Annotated in this window: 10 protein-coding genes; all 10 read right to left on the bottom strand. The window is 30.2% G+C overall.

Annotated elements, in window-relative coordinates; all coding sequences use genetic code 11:
- Window positions 1–149: 149 nt before the first annotated feature.
- The 10 genes from BMX10_RS15945 to dnaA all read right to left on the bottom strand — a co-directional run bounded on the left by BMX10_RS15945 (window position 150) and on the right by dnaA (window position 11,145).
- Window positions 150–950 (bottom strand): SigB/SigF/SigG family RNA polymerase sigma factor, encoded by an 801-nt coding sequence (locus tag BMX10_RS15945; RefSeq protein WP_090446498.1) that lies wholly within the window; start codon window positions 948–950, stop codon window positions 150–152.
- The gene (locus BMX10_RS15940) at window positions 950–1,375 is read right to left on the bottom strand and encodes an ATP-binding protein (RefSeq protein ID WP_090446500.1); all 426 of its coding nucleotides are present in this window, start codon (window positions 1,373–1,375) and stop codon (window positions 950–952) included. The genes BMX10_RS15945 and BMX10_RS15940 overlap by 1 nt, the downstream gene beginning before the upstream one ends.
- Before the next feature lie 38 nt (window positions 1,376–1,413).
- Window positions 1,414–1,731 (bottom strand): STAS domain-containing protein, encoded by a 318-nt coding sequence (locus BMX10_RS15935; RefSeq protein ID WP_090446496.1) that lies wholly within the window; start codon window positions 1,729–1,731, stop codon window positions 1,414–1,416.
- A 244-nt stretch (window positions 1,732–1,975) separates the two neighbouring features.
- Window positions 1,976–4,429 (bottom strand): DNA gyrase subunit A, encoded by a 2,454-nt coding sequence (gene gyrA, locus BMX10_RS15930; protein ID WP_090446493.1) that lies wholly within the window; start codon window positions 4,427–4,429, stop codon window positions 1,976–1,978.
- A gap of 12 nt (window positions 4,430–4,441) precedes the next feature.
- Entirely contained in the window at window positions 4,442–6,367 is a 1,926-nt protein-coding gene (gyrB, locus tag BMX10_RS15925) for a DNA topoisomerase (ATP-hydrolyzing) subunit B (protein WP_090446491.1), read from the bottom strand.
- Between the two features lie 271 nt (window positions 6,368–6,638).
- Window positions 6,639–6,950, bottom strand: coding sequence for an extracellular matrix regulator RemB (gene remB / locus BMX10_RS15920; protein WP_090446489.1), 312 nt, complete (start codon window positions 6,948–6,950; stop codon window positions 6,639–6,641).
- Between the two features lie 87 nt (window positions 6,951–7,037).
- On the bottom strand, window positions 7,038–8,153 hold the full coding sequence (gene recF, locus BMX10_RS15915) for a DNA replication/repair protein RecF (RefSeq protein WP_090446487.1): 1,116 nt from the start codon (window positions 8,151–8,153) through the stop codon (window positions 7,038–7,040).
- 47 nt (window positions 8,154–8,200) lie between these two features.
- On the bottom strand, window positions 8,201–8,410 hold the full coding sequence (locus BMX10_RS15910; protein WP_090446485.1) for an RNA-binding S4 domain-containing protein: 210 nt from the start codon (window positions 8,408–8,410) through the stop codon (window positions 8,201–8,203).
- 58 nt (window positions 8,411–8,468) lie between these two features.
- Window positions 8,469–9,569, bottom strand: a complete 1,101-nt coding sequence (gene dnaN, locus BMX10_RS15905) for a DNA polymerase III subunit beta (protein ID WP_090446483.1) — start codon at window positions 9,567–9,569, stop codon at window positions 8,469–8,471.
- Window positions 9,570–9,804: 235 nt separating this feature from the next.
- Window positions 9,805–11,145 carry a chromosomal replication initiator protein DnaA gene (gene dnaA / locus BMX10_RS15900; protein ID WP_090446481.1) on the bottom strand — a complete coding sequence of 447 codons (1,341 nt, stop codon included), beginning with the start codon at window positions 11,143–11,145 and terminating at the stop codon, window positions 9,805–9,807.
- Window positions 11,146–11,765: the final 620 nt, after the last annotated feature.

Genomic DNA, 11,765 nt, shown 5'->3' with positions numbered 1-11,765 from the left:
ACTTCTCTTTTTTCCTGCCTTTTAAAGTGTTTTCTTTGCTGGCTTTTTCTTCTTACCCTGCGCCCCTTCCTCAGCGGCGACTTTTACTACTATATCAAATTTGGTCTCTGTTGTCAAAGGCTTTTTATATGGTGTTTCTTGGAAAATAATTATACCATTGTTTTGTTAAATTCTTTTTTTAATTTCTCAATTATTTTCTTTTCCATACGAGATACTGTCATTTGAGAAACCTCTAATTGTTTCGCTACTTCTATTTGTGTTTTCCCATCAAAAAATCTATCTCTTAATACTTTTATCTCTACTTCGTTTAATTTCTCCATTGCTTTTGCTATAAAGTCTGAGTTTTCAATGTTATCGAAGTTTTTATCCTTCTCCCCTATTAGATCGATCATTTGTATGTCCTTATCTTCCCCATCATTATCATAGGTTAAATCTAAAGACTTAGGGGTATATACTTGACTTGCCTCCATAGCTTCTATTACTTCTTCTTCTGAGCACTGTAAATATTCAGCTATATCTTTTATTTTTGGTGTTCTTTGAAGGTTTTGTTGTAAAGTTACTTTTGCAGAATTAATCTTTTTTGACAGTTCTTGAATTCTTCTCGGTACTCGGATAGCCCATCCTTTATCTCTAAAATACTTTTTAATTTCTCCTATAATAGTAGGTGTAGCAAAACTAGAAAATTCAAAACCTCTATCTAAATCAAATCTCTCGATTGCATAAATTAAACCCAAAGATGCTACTTGATAAATGTCTTCGTATTCAATACCTTTATTTAAGAATTTTTTTGATAATATTTCTCCTATATATAGGTATCTATTTACTAATTCATTTCTTATTTCTATACTTTTTGTTTCTTTGTATGCTTGAAATAGTTCTTTTTCCGTCATTTCCTTTAGGGATTTATTTATATCGAAAGATACTTCAGAAGCCTTAGCTAAGTTTTTCATTAAATATCATCCCCCACATATTTTGTCATTTTTATAATTGTGCCCTTTCCATTATTAGATAGTATTTCAACTTCATCCATCAATGATCTTATAATAAATACGCCCAGCCCTCCTTCTCTAGGGTCTTCTAACACTGGTGGTTTGATGTTTTGAGATAAACAGCCTTTTCCATTATCCGATACAGATATAACTAATTTTTCTTCATCAGACAAAAACTCAATACTAAAATTGTTCTCCTCCTGGCAAATACCATGAGTGATTGCATTGGTACAGGCTTCTGATATAGCAACTTTTATATCTTCCATTTTTTCGATATCAAAGCCCATTCTGTTAGCGATCCCTGTTACGGTTAATCTTATGACACCAACATACTCTGGTTTATTAGGTACAGATAATTTTATTAAATCTTTACTTTTGTTATTCATACTCATCTGCTCCTTTATATTTAACATATTTATTAAACTCACCCCTCTATTATGAAAATTTTATCTAAACCTGTTATGTTTAACAATTTCTTTATGTTTGGTTTTATGTTTAAAAATATAATGTTTTTATTTTCTTCTTTTAATTTTTTTAAAACCCCTATTAGTACACCTAATCCTGTACTGTCTATATACTCTAATTTTCCTGCATCAATCTTTATACTTTCTTTCTTTTCTTCTAGCATTTTTATAAAGGTTTCCTTTAATTTTCCTGCGGTATAAATATCAACTTCTCCATCTAGTTGTATCTTCCATGTTTTACTTACCTCATCATAGTTCTTATTTATCATTAGTGACATAAGCTTCCCCCCTTAAAAAAATTATAAAATTTTTTATGCTTAAATACTTACATTAATTTATTATAACAAATCTTTTACCTTTGTACCATCCCACAATATACTAGACAAAAATGCAAAGGTATGGTGAACATACCTTTGCGACATTGAATATGGGGGTTGAAGTAAAAAGCTTTCGGCTTCTATTCTATTTTTTCCCCACCTATAGTGTTTCTAAACATTTTTTTAATAATTCTATTCATCTTCTTTATTCTTCTTTTTCTTCACTTTCTTTTACTTCATGTTTTGGTACTTGAGCAATAGATACAATGCTTTTATTTTCATCTGTTCTCATTAAAGTTACACCTTTTGTATTTCTGCCCATTTTAGAAATATTGTCTACATTTAGCCTTATGACTATCCCATCATTGCTTATCAGTAATATTTCTTCTTCATCTGTAACCACTTTAGCTCCAACTAGTAGGCCTGATTTATCGGTGGTATTGTAGGTCTTTATTCCTTTACCACCTCTAGATTGTAATCTATATTGACTTAAATCAGTTCTTTTCCCAAAGCCTTTTTCACTTACAACCAAGACATCTTTACTATCCTCTGCTACTTCCATAGCTACTAATTTATCTTCTTCTGATAAATTAATACCTCTTACTCCCATAGCACCTCTACCCATATCTCTAACATCATCTTCTTTGAAGCGTATCGCCATTCCTTTAGCAGTAATCATAATGATTTCTTCTTCAGTATCCGTTAGCTTTACACCTATAAGCTCGTCATCTTCTCTAATACTTATGGCAATTAACCCGCTTCTTCTGGTATTTTCAAATTGATTTAATTGAGTCTTCTTGATGATACCATTTTTTGTTGCCATCATTAGATATTGTGACTTCCATTCTCTTCCCACTGGTATGGTTGCAGCAATATGCTCATTTGCTTCTAATTGTAATAGGTTTACAATAGCTGTTCCCTTTGCTTGTCTTTTCGCTTCTGGTAGCTCATAAACATTTAGTTTATATACCTTTCCTTTGTTTGTAAAAAATAATAAATAATCATGGGTGGAGGTTATAATCAATTTTTCTACAAAATCTTCTTCTCGAGTCGTAACAGCAGCTATACCTTTTCCACCTCTTCTTTGGCTTTTATAAGTGTCTATAGGTAATCGCTTTACATAACCAAAATGTGTTAATGTGATAACCACATCTTCTTCATCAATCATATCTTCTATATTGATTTCCTCTGCATCAAAAGTTATTTCGGTTCTTCTATGATCAGCATATTTTTCTTTGATTTCTACTAGTTCTTCTTTAATAATATTTAATACTAATGCTTCACTAGCCAATATTTCTCTTAATTCCTTGATTAATTTCATTGTTTCTTCATAATCTTCTTCAATTTTTTCTCTTTCTAGTCCAGTCAAACGACGCAGTCTCATATCTAAAATAGCTTGAGCCTGTCTTTCTGATAAATGGAAGTTTTCCATTAAACCTGTTTTTGCAATTTGGTCAGTTTTAGAGGATCTTATTAGTTTAATCACTTCATCTAAATGATCTAAAGCAATTTTTAAGCCTTCTAAAATATGGGCTTTTGCCTCAGCTTTATCTAAGTCAAATTTTGTTCTTCTTATAATAATATCTTTTTGATGATCAATATAATGCTTTAGTATTTCATGAAGGTTTAAAACCTTTGGCTGTCCATTAACTAAAGCAATATTGATTATACTGAAAGTATCTTCCATTTGAGAGTGTTTGTAAAGCTTGTTTAATACCACATTAGCATTGGCATCCCTTTTAAGCTCTATAACAATACGCATGCCAGTACGATCACTTTCATCTCTCAAGTCTGAAATACCTTCTATTTTCTTATCCCTTACTAAATCAGCTATTTTTTCTATCAATCTTGCTTTGTTTACTTGGTAAGGTATTTCTGTAACAATAATTTGCTGTCTTCCTTTTTGTGTTTCTTCTATGGTTGCTTTTGCCCTTACCCTTACTTTTCCTCTACCGGTTCTATAGGCTTGTTTAATACCTTCTTTTCCTAAGATAGAAGCACCTGTAGGAAAATCTGGTCCCTTAATAACTTCCATTATTTCTTCTATTCCCGCTTCAGGTTGATCTATAAGAGTAATAACACCATCTATTACCTCTCCTAAATTATGGGGAGGAATAGATGTAGCCATTCCTACTGCTATACCATTAGAACCATTTACCAATAAATTAGGATATTTACTAGGCAACACAGAAGGCTCCTCTAATGTTTCATCAAAGTTAGGAGTAAAATCAACCGTGTTTTTTTGAATGTCCCTAATCATTTCCATAGCAATTTTTGAAAGTCTAGCTTCTGTATAACGCATAGCAGCAGCGCTATCTCCATCAACTGAACCAAAGTTTCCGTGGCCGTCCACCAATAGGTATCTAGTAGAAAAATCCTGTGCCATTCTTACCATAGCATCATAAACTGCTGTGTCTCCATGAGGATGATATTTACCTAAAACATCCCCAACAATACGGGCTGACTTTCTATGAGGTTTATCTGGAGTAGTGTTTAACTCAATCATAGCATATAAGATTCTTCTATGAACCGGTTTTAGTCCATCCCTTACGTCAGGAAGAGCTCTTCCCACAATAACACTCATGGCATAGTCCATATAAGATTTTTTCATTTCATCAGCTATACCTATAGGGACAATTTTATTATTTTCTTCTGTCATTTGTCATTCCCCCTATATATCCAAATTTGTAACGTATTTTGCATTTTCTTCAATAAATTCTCTTCTGGGCTCCACTTTATCTCCCATCAAAGTAATAAATATTTCATCCGCTGCTGCTGCGTCCTCTATTGTTACCTGAAGCAATGTTCTATGCTCTGGATTCATAGTAGTTTCCCATAATTGATCTGGATTCATTTCTCCAAGTCCTTTATATCTTTGAATATCTGCTTTCGTTTCTCTTCCAATTTCATCTAATATTTTATTTAACTCTTTGTCTGAGTAAGCATAATACTCTGACTTGCCTTTCTTTATTTTATATAAAGGTGGTTGAGCAGCATAAATATGACCAAGCTCTACCAATGGTTTCATATATCTGAAGAAGAAGGTTAATAACAAGGTTCTAATATGAGCACCGTCTACATCGGCATCTGTCATGATGACAATTTTATGATATCGTAATTTTTCTATATCAAACTCATCACCTATTCCAGTACCAAAAGCAGTAATCATAGCTCTTATTTCATTATAATTTAGTATTTTATCTAATCGTGCCTTCTCAACATTTAAAATTTTTCCTCTTAAAGGTAGAATAGCTTGTGTAGCTCTATCTCTCCCTTGTTTTGCACTACCTCCAGCAGAATCTCCCTCTACTAGGTAAATTTCGCTTAATGCAGGATCTTTCTCAGAACAATCAGCTAATTTTCCTGGTAGGGTAGTGTTTTCTAAGGCGCCTTTTCTTCTCGTTAATTCTCTAGCTTTTTTAGCAGCTTCTCTAGCCCTTTGGGCCCTTAAACCTTTTTCTACAATTTGTTTTGCTTCTACAGGGTTTTCTTCTAAAAAACTATCCAAAAACTCTCCTGTAAGAGATTCTACTAATCCTCTCATTTCACTGTTACCTAGTTTGGTTTTTGTTTGTCCTTCAAATTGAGGATCTTCTAATTTTACAGAAATAATAGCAGTTAACCCTTCTCTTATATCTTCTCCCAATAGATTAACGTCTTTTTCCTTTAAAAACCCATTTTTTCTCGCATAATCATTAATGACTCTTGTTAATGAAGATTTAAAGCCACTTAAATGTGTTCCACCCTCTTGGGTATTTATATTATTTGCGTAACTAAAAATATTTTCTGTATAGGCATCTGTATATTGCATAGCTATTTCTACAATACTTCCATTTTTTTCTTTCTCAAAATAAATAATTTTTTCATGTAAGGCTTGTCTATTTTTATTTAAGTAGTTAATAAATTCTTTAATTCCACCACTATAATAAAAACTTTTTTCTTTTTCTTCCTCTTCTCTTTTGTCCTTTAATATTATTTTTATACTTTTATTTAAAAAGGCAAGTTCCCTTAAACGATACTCTAATGTATCAAAACGATAAATTAATTCATCAAAGATTTCTACATCAGGTTTAAAATACATTGTTGTACCAGTTTCATTTGTCTCTCCTACAACCTCTACTTCTTGTAAAGCAGTTCCTCTTTCGTATTTTTGATAGTAAATCTTACCATTTCTTCTAATTTCTACTTCAAGATATTCTGATAATGCATTTACAACTGAAATTCCTACACCATGTAATCCTCCTGATACTTTATAACCCCCACCGCCAAACTTACCTCCAGCATGCAATACGGTTAATACGGTTTCTAGTGTTGATTTTCCTGTTTGAGGATGTATATCTACAGGAATTCCACGTCCATTGTCAGTTACTTTGATAGAGTTATCTTCATTTATAATAACCTCTATTGTATCGCAATAGCCTGCCAAAGCCTCATCTATACTATTATCAACTACTTCGTAAACAAGATGATGTAATCCTCTGGAGCTTGTACTTCCAATATACATACCTGGACGTTTTCTAACAGGCTCTAATCCTTCCAACACTTGAATTTGTTCAGCATTATACTCTTGAATTTTGTCGTTTATTTTATTTTCCATTTCTTAACCTCCTACTTAGAACAAAATAATCCTCTTAATAAAATAAGATTACTTTTGTTGAAACATCTTTATTTGAACTATAATTATTTGTAAAAATAAGGTTTAATCCAAAAAAAATTTCTATTTATTATTGAATTATAACTAGTATTATTTTGAGGATGTAGTGCTTCATCTCCCTATTCTGTAAGAAGCAGTAGGTTTAGCAATACACCAAAGATAAATATATATAACTATGTATATTCTTATATAAATATAAAAAAATACTACTATATTAACTATCCACTAGATCATTAGGTAGAGCTTTAATAAAACCAGCTCTTTTTTGTAATGTTAATGTAGAAATAGGAGATTGATAAATAGTAATTTTATGGTTACCTTTATTAGACTTGCTTTTATTTTCTACTCTTTCTACAATAATAAAGGACCTAGGTTCCTCTTGAGATATCGTTTCGATAAAACCTTCTTCCTCACATACTTTTAAAAATTCTTTACTATATTTAGACTTTAAAGTGGATTCCATATCTAATATAGCTATGATATCCTTTACATTAACAACAAATTCTCCGCCGAGATGAAGAAACATTTTATTATCTGTTCCTCCCTTCTTCCATTATTTGTTTAATCCCATTATTCTATTATAACCTTTCTTTCCTTTGAATAAAAGATATTACTATTTTTTTGGAGAGATTATGCTAATTTCTCCATTTACTACTTCAAACAAGGTGTATTCTTTATCATTATTTATGTTTAATGGTTCTATATTGGTGGTGGTAATAAAGGTTTGGATGTTTTTTAAATTATGAATTAAATAATTTTGTCTCTTGGCATCTAACTCACTCATGACATCGTCCAGTAATAAAATTGGATATTCTCCTACTTCTCCTTTCATTAGTTCCAGCTCTGCTAATTTTAATGAAAGGACTGATGTTCTTTGTTGTCCCTGAGAACCAAAGTTTTTAACCTCTAATCCATTTATTTTAAAAATTAAATCATCTCTATGTGGTCCTACTAATGTTAAACCTCTTCTTATCTCTACATCTTGTAATTCTTTTAATTTTTTTAAAAAATTTACTTTAATATCTTTTAATTCTTCATCATCTTTAACTTTAACATTACTTTCATATTGAACCTCTAATGACTCAGATCCTTCAGTTATTTTTCTGTGCATTAATTTTGCTAATATAGCTATACGCTTAATAAAATTTCTACGATAAATCATTAAAGAAGCACCTTGATTCGTTAACTGTTCATTCCATATCTCTATATTTATTTTATTACCTTTATAATTTTTTAATAATTTATTTCTTTGCTGCAATATTTTATTATATTGAGTTAAAGTGTAATAATATTTAGGTGATATCTGGGATATGTCATTATTGATAAACCTTCTTCTTTCGTTAGGCCCTTCTTTTATTATTTTTAAATCCTCAGGTGAAAACAAAACTACATTTAGGTTCCCTAATAAATCTCCATATTTTATTAAAGGAACCTTATTTATTTTTATCTTTTTGTTAACTTCTTTACTTAATAGTATTTCTATTTCTACTTTATCAGTTATTTTACGTACTTTAACTTTAATATAAGCATTTTCTTTTAACATTTTAATCATTTCTTGATCTTTATTGGTTCTAAAGGATTTACCTATGGCACCTACATAGATAGCTTCTAATATATTAGTTTTTCCTTGTGCATTTTCTCCCACGATTACATTAAGTTTAGGATGAAATTGTAGTTGAAGCTCTTTATAATTTCTTTGGTTAATCAACTTTAATTCTTCTACAATCATTATGATAAGCCTCCTGTTTTTCACCCTTGTCTCGTCCTTTATTATAATTAAACAACTTTAATCTGTATATCTTCTACTTCAACAACATCTCCAACTCTAATTTTTTTACCTCTTTGGGTTGTTATTTTATTATTAACATTAACTTCACCATTAACGATGAGGATTTTAGCATGACCCCCACTATCTACAACTTCAGTTATTTTTAGTAATTGGTCTAGTTTTATATATTCACCTTCTAACTTAAATTCCTTTAACATTTTTGTTCCTCCTTGTTTTTTACAAAATAGTAACCCAGCATTTTATGCTGGGCTTAAACTAGTCGGCAGATAATCTTACTGGTAAAATTAAATAAGTGTAATTATCATTTGATACAGGCTTTAATATACCTGGACTTAAATTGGTGGTAAACTCTAAATAAACTTCCTCATCTTCAACAATTTTTAAAGCATCAATAAAATATTTAGAATTAAAAGCTATTTCTATAGCTTCACCTTCAAGATCTATATAAACATCTTCTTGAACTTTACCTAACTCCGAATTTGAAGTAATGTTTAACCTGTTTTCATCAACTACAAATTTCACTAAATTATTTTTACCTTCTCTCGCTAATAGAGAGGCTCTCTCTATACTGTCTAATAAACTTTTCGTCTTTACTTTTATTTTTGATTTGTATTCCTTCGGTAATATTTGTTTGTAGTTAATAAACTCACCTTCCAGTAGTCTAGATATTAGCTTTGTGTTACCGATAGTAAATAGTCCATGATTTTCTGTTAAAGTAATATGTATATTTTCTTCTTCGGAAATAATACGATTTATTTCACTTAAGGTTTTGGCGGGAATAATAACTTTATTGTCAATAGGTCCTTGTATTTTGCCTTTCCTTAAAGCTAATCTATATCCATCTAAGGCTACCATATTTAAGGTATCCTCCTCTATTTCCATTAAAACCCCTGTTAATACTGGTCTTGATTCGTCATGAGAAGTAGCAAATACTGTTTGTTTTATCATGTTTTTAAATAAATCTTCAGTTATTTCATAGGAATACTCTTCTTCAATGGTCGGCAGCTCTGGAAAATCTTCTGGATTATGGGAAATTATATTGAATTCACTATTTTCACATTTTATATAGAGATGATTATCTTCTTTTAAAGCAATTTCTACTTCTGCATCTGGTAATTTCTTTATAATTTCACTAAATAATCTTGCATCTATAACAACTGATCCTTCTTCATAAGTATTGACTTCTAGTACATGTTCTATCCCTATTTCTAAATCTGTAGCAACTAATTTTAAATGGCTATTAAAGACTTCTAAATAAATACCTTTTAATATGGGTAGAGTTGTCTTAGATGAGACTGCTTTTTGAACGATATTAATGCTATTCACTAATGTTTTTTGTTGGCACGAAAATCGCATTTGTGGATATCCTCCTTCTCTAAAATAGATATAATTAATAAAAAAATATAGTAGTAATAGTAGTAGGGCCTGTTAATTTGTGGATAAGGGAGTTAAACAATATAAATTATCGATTATCCACATGTGGAAAGAATGTTAAAAGTATGTAACATTTTGTCCACATATTCAATAAAAATAAAAACTTTTATAAGTTATTAAAAATTATACACATTTTGCTGTTGATGGTAGACCTTATTTAAACGCCTTTTAATTCTTTTATAATTTTTTCTATTTTTTCCTTTAAATGAAGGTCATTTTTAATCTCATTAGAAATTTTTTCATGAGCATGCATTACTGTTGTATGATCCCTGCCTCCAAATTCTTCTCCTATTTTAGGAAGAGATAAATCTGTTAATTCTCTAGTGATATACATAGCTATTTGGCGAGGATATGCAATAGCCCTTGTCCTTTTTTTAGAATCTATATCCTCTAATTTAACACCAAAAGCATTTGAGATTACCTCTTTTATAAGAGGTATATTTAATTGTCTTGCCTTAGAAGAAAAAATTTCCTTTAAAGCCTCACTGGCTAGGTCTATGGTTACATCACTATTGGTGAGGGAGGAATAAGCAACAATACGGATAAGAGCTCCTTCTAATTCTCTAATATTGGATTGAATTTTTTTAGCAATAAAAAGCATTACTTCATCAGGAACATCTATATTTTCCATTTGTGCTTTTTTCCTTAAAATAGCAGTTCTTGTTTCAAAATCTGGTTGTTGTATATCGGTAATAAGACCCCATTCAAACCTAGTTCTTAAACGATCTTCAAGGGTAGGTATGTCTTTTGGGGGCCTATCACTAGAAATAATAAGCTGTTTATTAGACTCATGTAGAGCATTAAAGGTATGAAAAAATTCCTCCTGCGTACTTTCTTTACCAGCAATAAACTGAATATCATCGATTAAAAGAACATCTACATTACGATATTTATTTCTAAACTCTACATTTCTATCATCTCGTATAGAATTAATCAATTCATTTGTAAAGGTTTCAGAAGATACATAAGCAACCTTTGTATTAGGGTTATTTTGTAATATATAATGGCCAATAGCGTTCATTAAATGGGTTTTACCTAAACCAACGCCTCCATATATGAAAAGAGGGTTATAGGCTTTAGCAGGAGATTCAGCTACTGCAACACAGGCTGCATGAGCAAATCTATTACTATTTCCTATTACAAAGGTATCAAAAGTATATTTTGGATTTAATTGAAGGTTAGAAAGGCTTTCTACAGAGGATTTAGAAGCACGTCTGTTGCTTTTATCTAAGGTTTTTATGTTGTCTTCTGTAGGTATTATTATTTTAATCGTGTATTGTTTATCTGTAATCTGTTTAATAGCATTGCTTATCAGCGTGATATAACGAGTATTCAAAATATCTTTAATAAAATCATTAGGTGTACCTAAAATGATTTTATCATTTTCTAATGAAATAGGTTCTATTGCTTTAATCCAGGTGTTAAAGCTCACTTCGGTTAATTCTGTTTTGATTAAAAGAAGTGTTTTTTCCCAAATAGTAGGTAGATGATCCTTCATAATAATAAAAATCCCCCTGTTTAATTTTTTATCTTTCAGTGTATTAGCAAAAGTTCACTCTAGACAAATTAGAAATTAAGCAATACATCTTTGAAGTAAATTAAATTACAATTTAGTATTAAAAAAACCCTTTTGATATAAGTTTTATGTAAATAAAGGTAGTCATAAAAAAGTTATCCCACAAATTATCCACAACAAAAACAAAAACTAGAGAAATTTCTCTAAAAAATAAGTAATAAAATTTATCAACATGGTTATTAATAAAGATGTGGATAAATAAGTAAAAAAGCGTTTTCCTATATTATATATAGACTTATTAACAATATCAACAACTATTTTTGACACAGGAAAAAATAGTAAAATAGTTATATAGAAATTAAAGTTAAAGAAAAGGATCACTTTATACACAACAATATCCACAAACTGTGAATAAGTGAGGAAATTGTGATTGTTTTTATAAAGATTATCAACAAGCAAAGATATAATATCAATTTTATAAAAAAGCTTCAACAGGTTTATTAAAATTATCCACATAGTTATAGCTTGTTAATATTTTTATTCACAAGCTACTGTCAAGCATTTTTCTTGACACATTTTATCAATACCGTTATAATTTATTT

Origin of the sequence: Natronincola peptidivorans (genome assembly GCF_900111615.1) — a bacterium.
Classification (GTDB): domain Bacteria; phylum Bacillota; class Clostridia; order Peptostreptococcales; family Natronincolaceae; genus Natronincola_A; species Natronincola_A peptidivorans.
The sequence above is the reverse complement of the archived record's forward strand: the minus strand, read 5'-3'. Positions and strand labels throughout refer to the sequence as shown.

Excerpts from the sequence above, each read along its gene's own strand:
- dnaA (WP_090446481.1), bottom strand. The coding sequence starts at position 11,145 with ATGAAGGATCATCTACCTACTATTTGGGAAAAAACACTTCTTTTAATC.
- remB (WP_090446489.1), bottom strand. The coding sequence starts at position 6,950 with ATGTTTCTTCATCTCGGCGGAGAATTTGTTGTTAATGTAAAGGATATC.
- gyrB (WP_090446491.1), bottom strand. The coding sequence starts at position 6,367 with ATGGAAAATAAAATAAACGACAAAATTCAAGAGTATAATGCTGAACAA.
- recF (WP_090446487.1), bottom strand. The coding sequence starts at position 8,153 with ATGATTGTAGAAGAATTAAAGTTGATTAACCAAAGAAATTATAAAGAG.
- BMX10_RS15945 (WP_090446498.1), bottom strand. The coding sequence starts at position 950 with ATGAAAAACTTAGCTAAGGCTTCTGAAGTATCTTTCGATATAAATAAA.
- gyrA (WP_090446493.1), bottom strand. The coding sequence starts at position 4,429 with ATGACAGAAGAAAATAATAAAATTGTCCCTATAGGTATAGCTGATGAA.
- BMX10_RS15940 (WP_090446500.1), bottom strand. The coding sequence starts at position 1,375 with ATGAATAACAAAAGTAAAGATTTAATAAAATTATCTGTACCTAATAAA.
- BMX10_RS15935 (WP_090446496.1), bottom strand. The coding sequence starts at position 1,731 with ATGTCACTAATGATAAATAAGAACTATGATGAGGTAAGTAAAACATGG.
- dnaN (WP_090446483.1), bottom strand. The coding sequence starts at position 9,569 with ATGCGATTTTCGTGCCAACAAAAAACATTAGTGAATAGCATTAATATC.
- BMX10_RS15910 (WP_090446485.1), bottom strand. The coding sequence starts at position 8,410 with ATGTTAAAGGAATTTAAGTTAGAAGGTGAATATATAAAACTAGACCAA.